The 17,554-nt window shown below is 66.9% G+C and carries 17 protein-coding genes; 14 read left to right on the forward strand and 3 right to left on the reverse strand.

Annotated features, from left to right (window positions below):
• Positions 1-280: 280 nt before the first annotated feature.
• The 10 genes from CFB24_RS17045 to CFB24_RS17095 all read left to right on the forward strand — a co-directional run bounded on the left by CFB24_RS17045 (position 281) and on the right by CFB24_RS17095 (position 10,433).
• Complete coding sequence (locus CFB24_RS17045) at positions 281-1,510, forward strand: DUF763 domain-containing protein (RefSeq protein WP_088521846.1); 1,230 nt, start codon at positions 281-283, stop codon at positions 1,508-1,510.
• Positions 1,497-2,183: a methyltransferase domain-containing protein gene (locus CFB24_RS17050; protein WP_158255373.1), complete on the forward strand. Its 687-nt coding sequence runs from the start codon at positions 1,497-1,499 to the stop codon at positions 2,181-2,183. The genes CFB24_RS17045 and CFB24_RS17050 overlap by 14 nt, the downstream gene beginning before the upstream one ends.
• 179 nt (positions 2,184-2,362) lie before the next feature.
• A complete protein-coding gene (locus tag CFB24_RS17060) occupies positions 2,363-3,202 on the forward strand; it encodes a cytochrome c oxidase subunit II (protein ID WP_088521848.1) in 840 nt (279 codons plus the stop codon).
• Positions 3,203-3,204: 2 nt separating this feature from the next.
• The gene (locus CFB24_RS17065; RefSeq protein ID WP_088521849.1) at positions 3,205-4,962 is read left to right on the forward strand and encodes a cytochrome c oxidase subunit I; all 1,758 of its coding nucleotides are present in this window, start codon (positions 3,205-3,207) and stop codon (positions 4,960-4,962) included.
• Positions 4,959-5,660, forward strand: a complete 702-nt coding sequence (locus CFB24_RS17070; RefSeq protein WP_088521850.1) for a cytochrome c oxidase subunit 3 — start codon at positions 4,959-4,961, stop codon at positions 5,658-5,660. Before CFB24_RS17065 ends, CFB24_RS17070 begins: the two co-directional genes overlap by 4 nt.
• A gap of 21 nt (positions 5,661-5,681) precedes the next feature.
• The gene (locus CFB24_RS17075) at positions 5,682-6,398 is read left to right on the forward strand and encodes a cytochrome c oxidase subunit 3 (protein ID WP_088521851.1); all 717 of its coding nucleotides are present in this window, start codon (positions 5,682-5,684) and stop codon (positions 6,396-6,398) included.
• A gap of 4 nt (positions 6,399-6,402) precedes the next feature.
• Entirely contained in the window at positions 6,403-6,759 is a 357-nt protein-coding gene (locus CFB24_RS17080) for a cytochrome C oxidase subunit IV family protein (RefSeq protein WP_088521852.1), read from the forward strand.
• Positions 6,760-6,826: 67 nt separating this feature from the next.
• Positions 6,827-7,720: a radical SAM protein gene (locus CFB24_RS17085; protein ID WP_088521853.1), complete on the forward strand. Its 894-nt coding sequence runs from the start codon at positions 6,827-6,829 to the stop codon at positions 7,718-7,720.
• A 123-nt stretch (positions 7,721-7,843) separates the two neighbouring features.
• Positions 7,844-8,191: a DUF2946 family protein gene (locus tag CFB24_RS17090; RefSeq protein ID WP_088521854.1), complete on the forward strand. Its 348-nt coding sequence runs from the start codon at positions 7,844-7,846 to the stop codon at positions 8,189-8,191.
• A 76-nt stretch (positions 8,192-8,267) separates the two neighbouring features.
• Complete coding sequence (locus CFB24_RS17095; RefSeq protein ID WP_088521855.1) at positions 8,268-10,433, forward strand: TonB-dependent receptor; 2,166 nt, start codon at positions 8,268-8,270, stop codon at positions 10,431-10,433.
• A gap of 27 nt (positions 10,434-10,460) precedes the next feature.
• Here the strand turns inward: CFB24_RS17095 and CFB24_RS17100 are convergent, their stop codons facing one another.
• The 3 genes from CFB24_RS17100 to CFB24_RS17110 all read right to left on the reverse strand — a co-directional run bounded on the left by CFB24_RS17100 (position 10,461) and on the right by CFB24_RS17110 (position 13,758).
• A complete protein-coding gene (locus CFB24_RS17100) occupies positions 10,461-10,655 on the reverse strand; it encodes a hypothetical protein (RefSeq protein WP_425332137.1) in 195 nt (64 codons plus the stop codon).
• Between the two features lie 111 nt (positions 10,656-10,766).
• Complete coding sequence (locus CFB24_RS17105; protein ID WP_088521856.1) at positions 10,767-11,252, reverse strand: glutathione peroxidase; 486 nt, start codon at positions 11,250-11,252, stop codon at positions 10,767-10,769.
• A 31-nt stretch (positions 11,253-11,283) separates the two neighbouring features.
• Entirely contained in the window at positions 11,284-13,758 is a 2,475-nt protein-coding gene (locus CFB24_RS17110; protein ID WP_088521857.1) for an exopolysaccharide transport family protein, read from the reverse strand.
• A gap of 143 nt (positions 13,759-13,901) precedes the next feature.
• On the opposite strand from CFB24_RS17110, the gene CFB24_RS17115 reads away from it, so the two are divergent.
• The 4 genes from CFB24_RS17115 to CFB24_RS17130 form a co-directional block, all read left to right on the forward strand.
• Complete coding sequence (locus CFB24_RS17115) at positions 13,902-14,459, forward strand: polysaccharide biosynthesis/export family protein (RefSeq protein ID WP_088521858.1); 558 nt, start codon at positions 13,902-13,904, stop codon at positions 14,457-14,459.
• A 155-nt stretch (positions 14,460-14,614) separates the two neighbouring features.
• Entirely contained in the window at positions 14,615-16,063 is a 1,449-nt protein-coding gene (locus CFB24_RS17120; RefSeq protein ID WP_088521859.1) for an undecaprenyl-phosphate glucose phosphotransferase, read from the forward strand.
• Between the two features lie 90 nt (positions 16,064-16,153).
• Positions 16,154-17,317 carry a glycosyltransferase gene (locus CFB24_RS17125; RefSeq protein WP_244593371.1) on the forward strand — a complete coding sequence of 388 codons (1,164 nt, stop codon included), beginning with the start codon at positions 16,154-16,156 and terminating at the stop codon, positions 17,315-17,317.
• A gap of 146 nt (positions 17,318-17,463) precedes the next feature.
• Positions 17,464-17,554 (forward strand): GTP-binding protein (locus CFB24_RS17130; protein WP_245295401.1); only part of this gene is annotated, 91 nt, incomplete at its 3' end.

Consider the following 17,554-nt stretch of genomic DNA (forward strand, 5'->3'; position numbering starts at 1 on the left):
GCGCGTCGCCGCGCGGGCCGGGCCGGCGCGGTCCCGACAGGCGCGAGCGTTGGGAAAAGGGCGTTCATGGCGATACCTTGACTGACGGGCGGCTTGACGGCGGCTGGCTTGAGCGGAGATGGTGACTTCGGGCGGCTTGTCGCACGTTTCCGATAGTCTTGCGACAGACTAGCGCCGCGCGCAGGTTCGCGCCACAGGCGCTTTCGGGAAAAAGTCCCGGCGCGCGGCTGGGTTTGCGGGCGCCACATCGTGGCGCATGAGGCGGCTTGGGGGAGGGATCATGGCGCGGCGCGCGGGCGGGGCGGATTTGCCGCTGCATGGCGGGCGGGTTCCGGCCTGGCTCGGCCAGCGCATGACCCGGCTCGGCGCGGTGATGGCGCAGGCCATCGTGCATCATTACGGCCGCGACGAATTCTTGCGGCGGCTGGCGCATCCGTTCTGGTTCCAGTCGTTCGGCGCCGTCATGGGCATGGATTGGCATTCCTCCGGCGTCACCACCAGCGTGATCGGCGCCTTGAAGCGCGGACTTACGCCGCTTTCGGGCGAACTCGGCCTGCATGTCTGCGGCGGGCGCGGCAAACATTCGCGTCAGACGCCGCTCGAATTGCAGGAAATTGGCGGCCGCGTCGGCTTCGACGGCGCCGCGCTGGCGCAGGCGAGCCGCATGGTGGCCAAGGTGGACAGCGCCGCCGTGCAGGATGGCTTCGACCTTTATCTGCACGGCTTCATCGTCGCCGACGACGGCAAATGGGTGGTGGTGCAGCAGGGGATGAACGCGGACGCGCGCACGGCGCGGCGCTATCACTGGCTGTCCGAGGGGTTGCAGGATTTCGTCGATGCGCCGCACGCCGCCATCGACGGTGAGGCCGGCGGCGAGATCGTCAACCTGACCGACCGCCGCGCCCGGAAATCCCGTGCGCGGCAACTCGACCTGTTGCGCGATCTCGGGCCAGACGGGGTCGCGCGCGCATTCGCCGCGCTGGAGCCGCGGCCCGAGCCGGCGCAGATGACCTTGCCGCACCTCGTCATGCCCGCGCATCATGACGTCAGGCCGCAGGATGTGATGTCGCGCCGCCTGCATGGCGCGCTGGCGGCGGCGGCGGAATGCGGCCCGCGCGATTTTTCCGAATTGCTGAGCGTTCCCGGCGTCGGCGCCCGCACGGTGCGCGCCTTGGCGATGGTCGCGGAGGTCGTGCATGGCGCGCCCTGCCGCTTCGCCGATCCGGCGCGGTTTTCGCTGGCGCATGGCGGCAAGGACCGCCATCCCTTCCCGGTGGCGACCGAGGTTTACGACAAGACCATCGACGTGCTCAAACGCGCCGTGGCGCAGGCGAAGCTCGGTCAGGACGACAGACTGGAAGCGCTGCGGCGGCTGGACGCGCAGGCGCGGCGGCTGGAGCGGGCCGATGGCGCGACCTTCGAGGATTTCGTGGCGGCGGAGCGGCGGCGCTCGGCGGATTATGGCGGGCGCAGCGTGTTCGGGTGGGAGCGTGCGGATGACGGCGGATAACAAGGCGGCCTGGGCGTCGGGGATCGCGGACGAGCTGGCGTTCTGGACGCATTGGCTGGCGACGCGCGGCGGTGCGTGGCCGGACGATTTCGCGCTGCGCTGCGATCCCGCCGCGCCGCTGCAGGACGAGATCGCGCGCTTTCTGCCGCAGCCGGCGCCGTCGCCGCTGGCGCTGCTCGACGTCGGCGCGGGGCCGATGACCTATGTCGGCAAGACGTTCGGCGGCGCGCCCATCGCGCTGACCGCCGTGGATGCGCTCGGCGACGCCTACGCCCGGCTCGATTTTCCGCCCGGCTCGCCGTTGGTGCGGACCCAGACCTGCGACAGCGAGGCCTTGTCGAGCCTTTTTGCGCAGGATTGTTTCGACGTCGCCTTTTCGCGCAACGCGCTCGATCATGGCTACGATCCGATCAAGGCCATTGTCGAAATGATCGCGGTGGTCAAGCCGGACGGGCTGGTCATCACCGTCAACTGGCCCGACGAGGCGCTGCGCGAAAACTGGCGCGGGTTCCACCAGTGGAATTTTCGGGTCGAGCGCGACCTTTTCGTGATCGCCGACCGCACGCGCCGCTTCGTGGTCAACGACGCCGTGCGCGATCTCGCCGACATCGTTTATCTCAGCGGCGAGGACTCCGGCGTCGTGCATTGCGTGATGAAAAAGCGGGCGCGCTGACGCGGCGGCGCGACGGGCCAAATTTGATGCGCCTCGGCTCCGCCGCCGGAACCGCTGCGGGCGGCGCACGTTACAGGTTCGCGGCCGGGACGGATTGCCGGCGCGCCAAAGTCTCAGTGTGACACGCGGTTTTCGCGCCGCGCCGCGCGAAGGGGGCGCCGGTTCGCCGGCGGCTGCGCATGATTATTGCCGGACTGATCATCCTCCTGGTCATCGCCTCCGTCCTGTTCCACCTCTACAGTCCGTGGTGGACGACGCCGATCGCGACCAACTGGACCAATATCGACTCCACGCTTTCGCTGACCTTCTGGCTCACCGGCGTCGCCTTCGTGCTGGTGATTTCCTTCCTGGGCTGGTGCGTTTGGCGCTACCGCCATCATGCGGGCCGCGTCGCGCATTACGAGCCGGAGAGCGGCCGGCTGGAAATGTGGCTCGGCGCCATCACCGCCGTCGGCGTCGTTTTTTTGCTGGCGCCGGGCCTGATCGCCTGGGGGAAATTCATCAACCCCCCCGCCGACGCCGCGACGGTCGAAATCGTGGGCCAGCAGTGGGCCTGGTATTATCGGTTGCCCGGGCCGGACGGAAAACTCGGCCGCGCCGACGCGCGTTTCGTCACGGCGGACAATCCGCTCGGCGTCAATCCCTACGATCCCAATTCCAAGGGCAATCTCATCGTCAATGGCGGCGACCTGCATCTTCCCGTCAACAAGCCGGTGAAGATCCTGCTGCGCTCCATCGACGTGATCCACAATTTCTACATTCCGGAATTCCGCGCCAAGATGGACATGCTGCCGGGTTCGGAATCGTATTTCTGGTTCACGCCGACCAAGACCGGAACTTTTGAAATCCTGTGCGCCGCCTATTGCGGCGTCGGACATTCCTACATGCGCGGCAATGTCGTGATCGAGAGCGACGACGACTACCAGAAATGGATCGCGCAACAGCAAAGCTTCACTCAGGCGCGGAACGGCGCGGGCGATCGCGTGCGCGCGGCGGCGCGCGGCCCCGGGGAGGACTGACGATGGTGGACGTTCGCGCGGGCGCAGGCGGGTTTCACCCCGAGGACTTCGAGGAGGAGGAAGTCCCTCATCCGCGAAGCTGGTGGACCAAATATGTGTTTTCGCAGGACGCGAAAGTGGTGGCGCTGCAATATGCCGGCACCGCCGTCTTCGTCGGCCTCATCGCGCTGGTTCTGTCGTGGCTGATGCGGCTGCAACTGGCGTTTCCCGGCGCGTTCGCCTTCATCGACGCCGATCACTACTACCAGTTCATCACCATGCACGGCATGATGATGGTGGTTTACGTGCTCACGGCCATCTTCCTCGGCGGCTTCGGCAATTACCTGATTCCCTTGATGATCGGCGCGCGCGACATGGCGTTCCCCTTCATCAACATGCTCAGCTACTGGACCTATCTGCTGGCGGTGCTGGTGCTGCTGTCGGGCTTCTTCCTGCCGGGCGGGCCGACCGGCGCGGGCTGGACGCTCTATCCGCCGCAGGCGCTGCTGGCGGGTACGCCGGGCAGCAGTTACGGCATTGTGGTGATGTTCGTCTCGCTGGTGATTTTCATCGCGGGCTTCACCATGGGCGGGCTGAATTACGTCGTGACGGTGCTGCAATTGCGCGCGCCGGGCATGACGATGATGCGCCTGCCGATGACGGTCTGGGGCATTTTCATCGCCACCATCATGGCGCTGCTGGCGTTTCCGGGCCTGTTGGTGGCCTCGCTGATGATGCTGTGCGACCGATTGCTTGGCGCCAGCTTCTTCATGCCGGCCATCGTTCAGGACGGCGCGCCGCTGGCCAACGCCGGCGGCAGCCCGATCCTCTATCAGCACCTGTTCTGGTTTTTCGGCCACCCGGAAGTCTATATCGTGGCGCTGCCGGCCTTCGGCATTGTCGCGGACCTGCTCAGCACGCACGCCCGGAAAAACCTGTTCGGCTATCGGCTGATGGTCTGGGCGACCATCGCCATCGGCGTGTTGAGCTTCATGGTCTGGGGCCATCACATGTTCATCAGCGGCATGAATCCGATTTTCGGATTCTTCTTCGCCACCTCGACGCTGCTGATCGCGATCCCGACGGCCATCAAGGTTTACAACTGGATCTTCACGCTGTGGCGCGGCGACATCCGCCTCAATCCGCCCATGCTCTATTCGCTTGGCTTTATCGTCACTTTCGTGGTGGGCGGCCTCACCGGCCTGTTCCTCGGCAATGTCGTGGTGGACGTGCCGCTCAACAGCACCTTGTTCGTGGTGGCGCATTTCCACATGGTGATGGGCGTTGCGCCGATCCTGGTCATTTTCGGCGCCATCAGCCACTGGTTCCCGCTGATGTCGGGCCGGATGCTGCATGACGGGCTGGCCAAGCTCCATTTCTGGATCACCTTCCTCGGAACCTATTTCATCTTCTTCACCATGCATTATCTCGGGGTGCTCGGCGTGCCCCGGCGCTATTACGACCTGGGGCAGACGGCGTTCATTCCGCCTTCGGTGGCGGCCCTGAACATCGCCATCACCGTGGCCGCGCTGATCGTCGGCGCCGCCCAGTTCGTGCTGATCTACAATTTCATCCGCAGCTGGCGCCATGGCGAGGCGGCCAAACCCAATCCGTGGGGCGCGACCACGCTGGAATGGCAGACGCCGGAAATGCCGCCGCCGCACGACAATTGGGGCAAGCAGGCGCCGACCGTCTATCGCTGGGCCTATGATTACAGCGTGCCCGGCGCCGACAGGGATTTCATTCCGCAGAACCAGCCGGAACAGGGAGCGCGCGCATGATCCTCGCCGTCGCCTTCGTGTGGCTGCTGGCGCTCGGCGCCGCCATTTTCCTCGCCCGGCAGGACATCGCCGCCAAACCCTGGCTGGAGCGCGGCGAGATCGGCGGCTACTCGCCCGACCGGCGCGAGCCGGCGGCGCGGACGGGGTTGATCTTCGTGCTCGCCATCGTCGGCGTGCTGTTCGCGCTGATCGCCAGCGCCTTCGTGATGCGCGCCGGCGACGCCGACTGGGTGGCGGCGCCCGCGCCGCGCCTGCTGTGGTTCAACACCGGATTGTTGTTCGCGGCCAGTTTCCTGCTTGAAGGCGCGGCCCGCGCTTCGGCGGGCGTCGACGCGCGGCGCGCCGACGCGCTGCTGCTGGCCGGCGCGCTGGCCTCGGGCGCCTTCCTGATCGGCCAGATCGTCGCCTGGCGGGAGCTGGCGGGCGAGGGGTTCGGCCTGGGCTCGGGCGTCGCCGCCGCCTTTTTCTATCTGATGACTGGCCTGCATGGCGCGCATCTGCTCGGCGGCCTCGTCGCGCTGGCGATCACGTTTGCGCGGACGCGGGGCGACGTGGTCAGCCGTTCCGCCGCGCTGCGGTTCAAGCTCTGCGCGGCCTATTGGCATTTCCTGCTGCTGGTCTGGCTGTTGCTGTTCGCGCTGCTGCAAGGCTGGGGCGGCGGCCTCGTCGCGCTGTGCCGCACTTTGATAAGAGCGTAGCGCTTGGGTCGGAGGGTAGCCATGTCCACGGATCTGACGGCCGGTCCCCAGGAGGAGAAGAAGCAGGGCCTGCAGCTGATGGCCGACGACTGGTCGGCCGACAAACGCGTGTTCCGGGGCGTGACCTGGGGCAAGGCGATGATGTGGGTGTTCATCCTCGGCGACGCCTTCATCTTCGCCTGTTTCATCCTTGGCTATCTCGCGGTGCGCGAAACCACCACGGAGGCGTGGCCCAATACGGCGGAGGTGTTCACGCTGCATGTCGGCGGCAAGCCGATTCCGCTGCTGCTGATCATCGTCATGACCTTCCTGCTCGATTCCAGTTCGGGCACGATGGCGCTGGCGATCAACGCCGCCCATCGCCGCGAGCGGAAAAAGTGCGCGGCGCTGCTGCTCGCCACCGTGCTGCTCGGCCTGACGTTCGTCGCCCTGCAGGCGACCGAATGGACCAATCTGATCCGCGAGGGCCTGCGCCCCTGGCATAACGACTGGGGCGCGCCGCAATTTGGTTCGAGCTTCTTCCTGCTCACCGGATTTCATGGCGTCCATGTCACCGTCGGCCTGCTGTTCATGGCCAATATCGCGCGCAAGGTGGCGCGCGGCGATTTCGACACGGGGCGGCGCGGCTTTTTCACGGGGCGGCGCGGGCGCTACGAAAGCGTCGAGATCATGGGCCTTTACTGGCACTTCGTCGATCTCGTCTGGGTGTTCATCTTCGCTCTGTTTTACCTGTGGTGACGCCATGACCCAAACGACTCCCGACCTCGCCGCGCGTCCGGAGCAAGACCCGCAACATTCCGGCCGTCTGTTCTTCATCGTCTGGGCCTGGCTGTTCGGCCTCAGCGCGCTGTCCTGGCTGGTCGCCTATTTCGGGATTTCGGGGATTCCGCGCTGGAGCCTGATTACGGTCTTCATGATAGCCAAGGCCGTGCTGATCGTCGCCGTGTTCATGCGGCTGGCCTGGGAGCGGCTGGCGCTGGTGTTCGCCATCGTGGCGCCGCTGCTGGCGCTGATCGCCTTCATCTCCGCGCTGAATTTCGAGTCGGCCTATATCCATTCGCAGCGCAGCAATTATCAGGGCGGGCCGACCTCGCCTTGACGGCAAGCCGCATGGCTTTCTCCCGATGCGGGAGTTGCGCTAGAGTGCCGGCGAAGGAGTTCGCCGCATGAATGGTCCCGTCCGTTATGTCGAGCCGGTCTATCGTCCGCCGAGCGAGGCGGATTCGCTGATCCTGCCCGTCACCGACGGCTGCTCCTGGAACCGCTGCACGTTCTGCGACATGTACACAGCGCCGCAGAAGAAATTCCGGCCGCGCGACGAGGCGGAAATTTTTGAGACCATCCGGCGCTGCGGCGCGGTCTATGGGGGCGAGGTCCGGCGCGTTTTCCTCGCCGACGGCGACGCCATGACGCTTTCGACGCGGCGGCTCCAGGCCATTCTCGAAGCCATCCGCCGCGATCTGCCCGGCGTGCGGCGCGTGTCGAGCTATTGCCTGCCGCGCAATGTGAAGAAGAAATCGGTCGAGGAGTTGCGCCAATTGGCCGATCTCGGCCTGAGTCTGGTCTATGTCGGCGCCGAATCCGGCGACGACCTCGTGCTCGACCGCATCGACAAGGGCGAGACCTTCGATTCCAGCCGGGAGGCGCTGCTGAAACTCGGCGAGGCCGGGATCAAGCGTTCGGTGATGATCCTCAACGGGCTCGGCGGCGCGGTTTACAGCCGCCAGCACGCGGAAAATTCGGCGCGCCTCGCAAACGCGACCCAGCCGGAATTCCTGGCGACGCTGGTGGTGAGCTTCCCGAACGGCGAGGCCCGGCTGCGGGAGCGGTTCCCGGAGTTTGCGCCGCTCGACATCGCGGGCCTTCTGCGCGAAATGGAGACGTTGGTCTCCGCGCTCGACTTGCGCCGCACCGTGTTCCGCAGCGATCACGCCTCCAACTGGCTGGTGTTGAAGGGAACGCTCGGCGCTGACAAGGCGCGGCTGCTGGAGCAGTTGCGCGCCGCCATCGCCGCGCCGGAGGCGGCGCCGTTGCGGCCGGCCTGGGCGCGCGGGCTATGACGTTGCGGCAGATTTGCCACAGCCGCGCGGAATTGTCGCAATTTTGTGGCGGCTCATTGATTTTCGTCAACTAGAGCCGGGTTCGCTCGGTTAAGCTCGGCGCCGAACTCTGGAGTCCGGCTGTTGCGGCGTTTCCTCGCCATTGTCCCGCTGTTCCTGGCCGCCCTTCTGGCGCAGGTTTACGCGCCGGTCGGCGCGAGCCTCGCCATGGGCGCGGCCGGACCCGGACTCGCGCCGATTTGCGCCAGCCATGCCACCCCGGACCAGAACCAGCCGAAAGCGCCGGACGCGTGTTGCGATCTTTGCGCCTTCGTGTCGTCGGGCGCGGCGCCGGTTCCGCCGGTTGCGGCGCCGTTCGCGTTTCAGCGCGCCGAACCGCACCGCGTCGTCTGGGTTTTCCGCACGCTGCGCGGATTTGGCGACGCCCGACGCGGCGCCGCGCAGGCCCGCGCCCCGCCTTTCGCAAGCTGATCTCGACGCCTCTCTGGTGATCGCCGGGCGCGCGAAAGCAAGCGCGCCTCTCGGATTCCGCTTGTGAAAGTCTCCCATGATTCGTTTGTCCACCCTGCTTCTTGCGGGCGTTTCGCTGTCGCCCGTCGCCGCCTTGGCGCAAGCCCTGCCGCCGATCGAGGTCAACGCCGAACGCGCGCCGCCCCCCGCCGCCGCGCCTGCCTCTGAACCCGCGCCCGACGGGACCACGCGCGCCGAAATTCTCAATTACACGCCGCGCGGCAATGATCTTGCGGCGGCGCTCGGCGACGCGCCGGGCGTCAGCCTCGCTAGCGGCGGCGGCGTGTCCAGTTTGCCGGTGATCCACGGCCTCAACGACGACCGCAACGCCATTGTGCTCGGCGGCGTGCCGATCGCCTCCGCCTGCGCCAACCACATGAATCCGCCGCTGTCCTACATCGACCCGCTCGCGGCGGGGGAGGTCGAGGTGCTCACCGCCAATGTCCCCGTGAGCAAGGGCGGCGATTCGATCGGCGGCGCCATCATCGTCAAGCCGCGCGCGCCGATCTTCGCCGCTCCGGCGGAAAAGGGGCCGGGCTTTGTCGCCAGCGCCACGGTGTCCAGCAGCTTCCGCTCCAACAATGGCGGGGTGAGCGTCGGCGGCCACGCCGCCATCGCCAACGACCATTTCAGCCTGAGCTATGACGGCGCCTGGAGCAAGGCGGGCGATTATCACGCCGGCGGCGGCGCGGAGGTGCGCGCGACCCGCTACGAGGCGCAGAACCATTCGGCGACGCTGGCCTATCAGAACGACGGCCACCTCATCGCCTTCCGCTACGACCACCAATATATCCCGTATCAGGGCTTTCCCAATCAATACATGGACATGCTGCTAAACCGCGGCAATACGTTCGACCTGTCCTACAAGGGCGCCTATGGCTTCGGGCGGATCGAGGCCAACGCCTATTACCACCTCACCCAGCACTACATGAACTTTTTGGCCGAGCGCGTCGGCTACGCCACCTCGCCCGCCAGCGGCATGCCCATGTATGTCAACGGCCAGGATTTCGGCTATCGGCTGAAGGCGGAGATCGACGCCAGCGCCGACGATCTGGTGCGGCTCGGCAGCGAATTGCACCTGCAGCGCCTCAACGAATGGTGGCCGACCCCGGCCAATATGGTGATGATGGGGCCGGGCATGATGTGCTGCGGAACGTTCGTCAATGTGAACGACGGCCGGCGCGACGTGCTCTCCACCTATGCCGAATGGGAGCGCCGCTGGAGCCCGCAATGGTCCACGCGGCTGGGCTTGCGCAACGACGTCGTGTGGATGAACGCCGGCGACGTGCAGGGCTACAGCCCGATGATGTATGGCGCCGACGCGGCGGCCTTCAACGCCAGGAGCCACGACCGCACCGACATCAATTTCGACCTGTCAGCGCTCGCCCGCTACGCGCCGTCCGACGCCGCCAGCTATGAGTTCGGCTATACCCGCAAGACCCGCTCGCCCGCGCTTTACGAGCGCTACACCTGGGCGACCTCCGCCATGGCCGCGCATATGATCGGCTGGTTTGGCGACGGCAACGGCTATGTCGGCGACGTCAATCTCAAGCCGGAGGTCGCGCACAGCCTCGCCGTCACCGGGCGATGGGGCGGGCCGGACTGGTCGGCCAGCGCGACGCCTTATTATTCCTATGTGCAGGACTTTATTGACGTCGATTACGTCAAGACGCTCGGCTCGGGCGTCAATGCGACGAACCTGCTGCGCTTCGCCAATCACGACGCCGAACTCTATGGCTTCGACCTGTCGGGGCGCGCATTGATCGCCCGCACCGTCGAATATGGCGACTTCTCGCTGTCGGGCCGGCTGAATTATGTGCGGGGACGGCGGACCGACGGGTTGAACCTGTACCATATGGCCCCGCTCAACGGCAAAGTCGCGCTGGAGAACAGCATCGCCCTGTTCGGGGGGCGGCTCACCAGCGCGGCGGAGGTCCGCGCCGTCGCGGCCAAGACCGACGTCCAGTCCGTCCGGCTGGAGCCGACCACGCCGTCCTTCGCCGTGTTCAACCTGCGCGCGGCTTTCGAGGTGCAGAACCTGCGCTTCGACCTCGGGGTCGAGAATCTCGCCGACAAGCTCTATTACGAGCCGCTCGGCGGCGTGGACGTCGCCGATTGGCGCGCCGGGGCCAACAGCCTGCTGCACAGCCCGCTGGCGGCGCAGGGCCGGACGGTCTATGGCGGCGTTACGGTCAAGTTCTGACGGGGGCGCGGCGTTTCGCCGCGCTTTCTACCCCTGAGTGGGGCCGCGCATCAGCTTGATCGCCGCTTCGATATGGCGCCAGGTCCGCGATTGTTCCTGGTCGCCCTTTTCCTCGAAGACGCGGGCCTTTTGCGCCGCCTCGGCGGCGGCCCTGGCGCCATGCGCATCGTAAAGCTGGCGCGCGTAGCTGTGGATTTCGGCTTCCTGCATGCTGGCTTGCATGGCGATTCCCCTCGCGAAACGCCGGCTTGACGCCGGCCGCAGGCCAGAAACGTGGAGGGTCGCGAAAAGTTCAGCCCCGGTCGAGCCATGCCCGGGGATTCGCTGGCGGAATCAGCCCGCCAGCGCCTTTTCGATGTCTGCGGCGATATCCTGCGGCTTTTCGGTCGGCGGGTAGCGGTGCAGCGGCTTGCCGTCGCGGCCGATCAGGAATTTGGTGAAATTCCACTTGATCGCCTCGGTGCCGAGCAGGCCGGGAATGGCGCGCTTCAGTTCGCGGAACAGCGGGTGGGCGTTGTCGCCGTTGACGTCGACCTTGGCGAACATCGGGAAGGAGACGCCGTAGTTGACAGTGCAGAACGTCTTGATCTCTGCGTTTTCGCCGGGCTCCTGATGCCCGAACTGGTCGCAGGGAAAGCCCAGCACCACGAAGCCTTGCGGCCCGTAGCGCCGATAAATCGCCTCCAGACCGGAATATTGCGGCGTAAAACCGCAGCGGCTGGCGACATTGACGATCAGCAGCGCCTTTCCGGCGAAATCGCGCAGGGTGCGCGTTTCGCCGTCAATGGTGCGCAAGGAAATATCGAGGAGATCGGTCATGTTCTCACTATGACAGAAGCGGCGGCAAAAATCACGCCGCCCCTTCTGCTAATTGCCCGTCATCGTCGGGCGAGGCGACGATCAGGCGGCGCGCGCCGACGGCTTCGAACGCTTCGCGCAGGGCGTCGCGCGCGGCGCAGGGCTGCCCGAGCACCACCACCGCGTCGGCCTGACGGGCGAGGCCGAGGCCGAGGGCGTCGGCGCCCGCTGCGATCAGGACGAAATCGTAGGTCGCCCGCAACACGTCGATGATCATGCGCAGATCCTCGGCGTCCGCGTCGAAACGGCCGCCGCTGGCGAGCAGATGCAGCCGGGATTCGCCGTCGCGGAAAATGGCTTCGGCATAGGAGGCCTCGCCGGCCAGCAATTGCGCCAGACCCGGTTGCGCCGGCGCCTGGCCGGGCTCTGCTTGCGCATCGGCTTTGACGCCCAGCCCCTGCAGCAGCGCGGCGTCCAGATGGCGATCCGCGCCGGCCTGAACCAGAATGGCGCGGCCTTCGCGGCACAGGGCGCGCGCCGCGACCAGCGCGTAGAGCGGCGAGGCCTCGGAGGCCTCCGTGAACAGGGCGGTGACGCCGTGGGCGTCGCCGGCCGCGACGATGCGGGCGATCAGGTCGCGCGACACCTGCGGCTGCGCGCGCCGGAGCGGGGAGGGGGCGGCCAGGGCGGTGGATTCGGCCGGGGCTGGGACGGTCGCTTCAACCGGCGCAGGGGCGGGCGCCGCCGCGGCGTCCGGGGCGGGGGCGCTGGCGGAGAACGGGTCGCGCGCCCAGATGTCGTCGTATGGCGGTTCGGCCTGCCGGCCGGGTTGCGCCGGCGCCTGCTCCAGCTCCAGCTCCTGCTCTAGCTCTTGGCGCGGCGTTTCTGGCGGCTCGTCCGCCTCCAGCTTCAAGGCCGGCGCGCCGAAATCGGCCAGGGCCTGTTTCAGCCGCGCGAACAGTCCGCCGGCCGGCGCGGCGGGCGCTTCCGCGTCGAGCGCGGCGGGCGGGGGCGCTTCGGCCTCGGCCTTGGCGCCGGCTTGCGCGGGCGGGGCCGACGCGGCCGGTGCGGCGGCGGCCGCGCCGCGTGCGCGCGCCCGGCCGAAAACGCCGGCGCCGCTGTCGCCCGGCTCGGGGGCCGGAGCCGGGGCGCGCGGCGTCGCCGACGACAGCTCGCGCGCGATCACGAAAAAGCTCGAAAAGAACAGGCCCGCGAGGGCGCCGAACAGCGTGATCGGGACGACTTTCGGGAATACCGGGGCGCTGGGCGCCAGCGCGCGCGACACGACGCGGGCGTCGGCGGGGGTGTTCTCGGCGGTTCCACGCGCCAGGGCCACCTGGTATTTGGTGGATTCGTTCTCCAACTGGTCCTTCAGCGTCTTGGCCTCGCGCTGCAACTCGCGCAGCTTGGTCTCCTCGCCATTGGCGAGGCCGACCATTCTCTTTTGCTCGTCGAGCAGGGCGGACAGGTTGACGACGCGCGAGGCGGCGACGCGCGCGTCATTGTCGAGGCCGCGCGCCGCCTTTTCCACGGCGGCGCGCAATTGCGTCTCAATGTCGGACAGCTGCGCCTGCAATTCCTTGATTCGCGGATGGGCCGGCAGCAGCGTGCGCGATTCCGTGGCGAGCAGCGCCTGCGCCGCCGAGCGGCGCCCCGCGATGGTGCGCACCAGGTCGTTGTTGGCGATCTCGCCGGCGTCGCTCAGGCGGCCCCGCGACAGAAGGTCGCGCAGCGACTTGGCCTTGGCCAGCGCCTCGGACTGGGCGGCGCGGGCGTCGGCCAGCTTGCTGGCGAGTTCGCCGAGTTGCTGGGCGGGCAGGCTGCGGTTTTCCGACGATTCGAACAGCCCGTTGGCGACGCGGAAGTCCGCGACCTTGGACTCGGCGTCCAGCGCGCGCCGCTGCAGATCGGCGATCAGCGGCTTCAGGCTCTGCGCCGCCTGACGCGCCTCGTCGCGCTTGGCTTGCTGCTTCATGTCGATATAGACGTCGGCGACCGTGTTGGCGGCCCTGGCGGCGAGATCGGGGTCCCGCGCGGTGAACTCGATCTGCAGAATGCGCGATTTGGCCGGCGACAGCACGGTGAGATGGTCGAAATAGCTGGTGAGCAGGCGATCCTCGCCCGCCAGTCCGCCGCCCAGCAGCGACAGGATCGCGCCGAAGCCGCTGGCGGCCTCGAATTCCGGCTGCTTCTGCAATTGCAGCATCGTCACGGCCTTGCGGGCGAGGTCGCGGGAATTGACGAGCTGGATCTGGCTGTTGATCGCCTCGGCGTCGATGACCTGCGGACCTTCGCGCAGCGCGGGATCTGCGCGCGTGAAATAACTTTCCTGATCCTCGATGAGGACGCGGGCTTCCGCAAGGTAGCGTGGCTTGACGACCATGCAGAAGGCGGCGGCCGCAACGGCGCAGCCGGCGGTCGCGCCGAGCAGCAAGCCCTTGTTTCGGGCCAGGGCGGTCAGAATTCCGCTGAGATCGACGTCCTCGCGCCCGCCATGAGGATCGTAATCAGCAATACCCGCACTCATCGCCTACTCCCGGCCAACTCATGGACGGGACCGTAAGCATTTATGGTTGAGGCCGGGTTAATCGGCGCGCGGACAGCGGCAAAGCTTCGTTAACCATAAGCGATTAGTTTGCCGATGAAAGATTTGGTTTGGAGTTGGGACGAATGCGCTTGATCATGCCCTTGCTGTGCCTTGCCGTGGCCGGGATGCTCCAGGGCTGTGCGCGCCTGCACGCGCCGACGGAGTTCCAGGCGGTCGCCAGCCAGCCCTATACGCTTGACTCGGGCGACCGCGTCCGGGTGATCGTGTTCGGGCAGGATTCGCTGTCCAATTCCTTCGCCGTCGATTCCTCGGGCCAGATCGCCATGCCGTTGATCGGGCTGGTGCCGGCGCAAGGGCGCACCCCCGCCGATCTCGCCCGCGCCATCGAAGGCCGCCTGCGCGCCGGCTATGTGCGCGAGCCGCGCGTGTCGGTGGAGGTCGAGGCCTACCGGCCGTTCTTCGTGCTCGGCGAAGTCACCACCTCCGGGCAATATCCCTATGTCAACGGCATGACCGTCGAGACCGCGGTGGCCATCGCCGGCGGCTACACGCCGCGCGCGGCGCGCGACCGCGCCGAACTCACCCGCACCCAGGAGGGCCGCACCGTCACCGCCGACGTGCCGATGTCGCAACCCGTCAGGCCCGGCGACACCATCGTGGTGCGCGAACGGTATTTCTAATCGGATGCCGCTCGGCGGGGCCGGGCGGCATTAAGGTTAATGAAAAATTAACAGCCCCTATCGAGGCTTGACCCGGCGAAGCCGGTTAAAAATCGGTTAAGCTCGCGCCATATGAAAAAGCGGCGGCGCAAACGCCGCGACGTGATGGGCGCTTCATGAAACATGTGACTCCGGCGGAGGCCGTCGTTCGGGCGGTCCGTCCGCCGCGTCGGTCGGGAGCCGTGCTGTGCGGCTGCGTCCGCGCGGCGGAGGTTGTCGCGTTGGCGCTGCTCGCGCTGGCGCTTTATGCCGACAGGGTGGGACGTCCGCCCGAGGCGGGCGATTTTCTGGCGTTTTTCGCGGTCGCGCTGGCGGCCGGCGCCGCGTTCAAGGCCGGCGGCGTCTATCGGCTCGACGCTCTGCGCGGTGGTCTCCGGAATTTGCCGCGGGTGGCGCTGATCTGGTGCGGCGTCATGCTCGGCGCGCTGGCGCTGGACGCGCTCTTGCGGCTGGACGGCCGGTTTTCCCGCGACTTCCTTGAGCAATGGGCGCTGTGCGGGCTGGCGTTCCTGGCGGCGGAGCGGACGGCTCTGAGCCTGTGGACGCGGCGCTTGACCCGGCTCGGGCGTCTCGACCGCTATGCGGTGATCGTGGGCGGCGGGCCGATGGCGGAATTGCTGCTCGACTCGCTGTCGCGGCATCAGCTCAACGATTTGCGCATTCTCGGCGTGTTCGACGACCGCGGCGACGAGCGCACCCCCGACGTGATCGCCGGCTATCCCAAGCTCGGAACCGTGGACGATCTGGTCGGCTTCGCGCGCAACGTGAGGCTCGATCAGGTGATTTTCGCTCTGCCGGTCAGCGCGGAAGGCCGGATTCTCTCCATCCTCCGCAAATTATGGGTGCTGCCCGTCGACATCCGATTGGCGGCGCACGCCAATCGGCTGCGTTTCCGGCCGCGCGCCTATTCGTTCATCGGCTCGGCCCCGATGCTCGATCTGCTCGACAAGCCGCTGAGCGACAGCGCGCTGTTCTTCAAATCCGCCTTTGACCGCTGCGTGGCGACCCTGCTGCTAGCCGTCTTCGCGCCGTTGATGGCGGCGATCGCGCTCGGCGTCCGGCTCACCTCGCCCGGCCCGGCGCTGTTTCGGCAGGAGCGGCTCGGCTTCAACAACGAGCGCATCGTCGTTTACAAGTTCCGCACCCTGTATCATGACCAATGCGATCCCGCCGCCCGCGTGCAGGTCACGCGCGACGATCCGCGCGTGACGCCGTTCGGCCGGCTTCTGCGCCGGTCGTCGCTCGACGAATTGCCTCAGCTTCTCAATGTGGTGAAGGGCGACCTGTCGCTGGTGGGGCCGCGCCCGCACGCGGTCGACGCGCGCGTCGTCGATTGCGAATATCACAAGGCGGTGGACGGCTATTTCGCCCGCCATCGCGTCAAGCCCGGCCTGACCGGCTGGGCGCAGGTCAATGGCTGGCGCGGCGAAACCGACACGCTGGAGAAAATCCAGCGTCGCGTCGAATATGATCTCGACTATATCGAGAACTGGTCGATGCCGCTTGACCTGTATATTTTGGCTTTGACGCCATTCGCGCTGGTCTTTGGCGTTAACGCGTACTAACTTCCTTGCCGACGTCAGGTTCGCGCCCCGGCCTGTTTTATTAACGCCTCCCGCCTAGTCTTGACGCCGGTTGGAATCAAGGCGTGCGCGTTGAGCGAAAAATCTTTGAGAATCATCCACGTGCTGCGCGCGCCGGTCGGAGGGCTGTTTCGCCACGTGGTCGATCTCGCCACGGGGCAGGCGAAGCTCGGCCATCAGGTCGGTTTGATCGCGGATTCCTCGACCGGCGGCGAGCCGGCTTCGCGCATGTTCCAGGCGATTTCGCCGCTGCTGGCGCTGGGCGTCGAGCGTTTTCCCATGCGCCGCCCGCCGCATCCCCGCGACATCGACGCGATTGTCCGCGTCTCCCGCCTGGTGCGGCGTCTGCGGCCGGACGTGTTGCACGGCCACGGCTCCAAGGGCGGGCTTTACGCCCGCGCCGCCTGTTTCTTGGCGGGCCGCCGCCAGACGACGGCGCGCGCCTACACGCCCCATGGCGGCAGCTTCCACCAGCAGCCGTTCCATTCGCTTTACATGTGCGTCGAGCGTCTCGCGGCGTCCTGCACCGACGTGCTGTTTTTCGAGAGCGACTATATCGCCGCCGAAGTGGCCAAGGGCTTGAGAGAGATCAAGGGCTTGACCCGCGTGGCCAAGAACGGGCTGCGTCCCGACGAGTTCGCGCCGGTCGCGACCCCGGCCGACGCCGCCGAATTTCTCTATGTCGGCGAATTGTCGACGCACAAGGGCGTGGACACGCTGATCAAGGCGCTGGCGCTCATCCATGGCGGCGGCTTATGCGCGCCGCACCTCGCTATCGTCGGATCGGGGCGTGAGCTGAACCGGGTCGCCGCCCTCGTGCAGCGGTTCAACCTCAACCGCTACGTTTCGTTTTACGGGGTGCTGCCGGTGCGCGAGGCGTTCCCGCTGGGGCGGATCGTGGTCGCGCCCAGCCGCGCCGAAAGCCTGCCCTATCTCGTGCTTGAGGCGCTCGCGGCGGAAAAGCCGCTGATCGCCACTGATGTCGGGGGCGTCGGCGAGATTTTCGGCCCGCATCGCGATCGGTTGATTCCGCGCGACCGCGCCGACCTGCTGGCGGAGGCCATGCTGCGCGCGCTGGCCCGCGCGCCGGAGGCGGCGCAAGCGGAAAGCCTGGCGCTCAAGACCTGGGTCGCCAAGCATTTTTCCGTGGACGCGATGGTGGGCGAGGTGCTTGCGGGTTACCGCGAGGCGCTGGCCGCCAAGGGCGCAGAAAAGCGCGCGGAAAAACACGCTTGAGTTTGCCCGAAAAGCTCTCTATTGAGCGCCCTCGTTGGATTCTCATGCCGGTCCTTCCGCGGGAGGCCGGTCAGGAGGGAACGCGATTGGATCGTTGACCACGACTCGTCGCAAGATTGGTGAAGCCTGCATTCGGAACGAGGGCCATGGCCAAGGAAAAATTTACGCGTAGCAAGCCGCACTGCAACATCGGCACCATCGGTCACGTCGATCATGGCAAGACCTCGCTGACGGCGG

It is taken from the genome of Rhodoblastus acidophilus, assembly GCF_900187365.1.
GTDB classification, from domain to species: Bacteria; Pseudomonadota; Alphaproteobacteria; order Rhizobiales; family Beijerinckiaceae; genus Rhodoblastus; species Rhodoblastus acidophilus.

Bases quoted from the DNA above. Each gene is read 5' to 3' on its own strand.
- CFB24_RS17110 (WP_088521857.1), bottom strand. From the start codon at position 13,758: ATGAGTGCGGGTATTGCTGATTACGATCCTCATGGCGGGCGCGAGGAC.
- CFB24_RS17050 (WP_158255373.1), top strand. From the start codon at position 1,497: ATGACGGCGGATAACAAGGCGGCCTGGGCGTCGGGGATCGCGGACGAG.
- CFB24_RS17060 (WP_088521848.1), top strand. From the start codon at position 2,363: ATGATTATTGCCGGACTGATCATCCTCCTGGTCATCGCCTCCGTCCTG.
- CFB24_RS17095 (WP_088521855.1), top strand. From the start codon at position 8,268: ATGATTCGTTTGTCCACCCTGCTTCTTGCGGGCGTTTCGCTGTCGCCC.
- CFB24_RS17105 (WP_088521856.1), bottom strand. From the start codon at position 11,252: ATGACCGATCTCCTCGATATTTCCTTGCGCACCATTGACGGCGAAACG.
- CFB24_RS17070 (WP_088521850.1), top strand. From the start codon at position 4,959: ATGATCCTCGCCGTCGCCTTCGTGTGGCTGCTGGCGCTCGGCGCCGCC.
- CFB24_RS17115 (WP_088521858.1), top strand. From the start codon at position 13,902: ATGCGCTTGATCATGCCCTTGCTGTGCCTTGCCGTGGCCGGGATGCTC.
- CFB24_RS17080 (WP_088521852.1), top strand. From the start codon at position 6,403: ATGACCCAAACGACTCCCGACCTCGCCGCGCGTCCGGAGCAAGACCCG.
- CFB24_RS17120 (WP_088521859.1), top strand. From the start codon at position 14,615: ATGAAACATGTGACTCCGGCGGAGGCCGTCGTTCGGGCGGTCCGTCCG.
- CFB24_RS17075 (WP_088521851.1), top strand. From the start codon at position 5,682: ATGTCCACGGATCTGACGGCCGGTCCCCAGGAGGAGAAGAAGCAGGGC.
- CFB24_RS17085 (WP_088521853.1), top strand. From the start codon at position 6,827: ATGAATGGTCCCGTCCGTTATGTCGAGCCGGTCTATCGTCCGCCGAGC.
- CFB24_RS17045 (WP_088521846.1), top strand. From the start codon at position 281: ATGGCGCGGCGCGCGGGCGGGGCGGATTTGCCGCTGCATGGCGGGCGG.
- CFB24_RS17065 (WP_088521849.1), top strand. From the start codon at position 3,205: ATGGTGGACGTTCGCGCGGGCGCAGGCGGGTTTCACCCCGAGGACTTC.
- CFB24_RS17100 (WP_425332137.1), bottom strand. From the start codon at position 10,655: ATGCAAGCCAGCATGCAGGAAGCCGAAATCCACAGCTACGCGCGCCAG.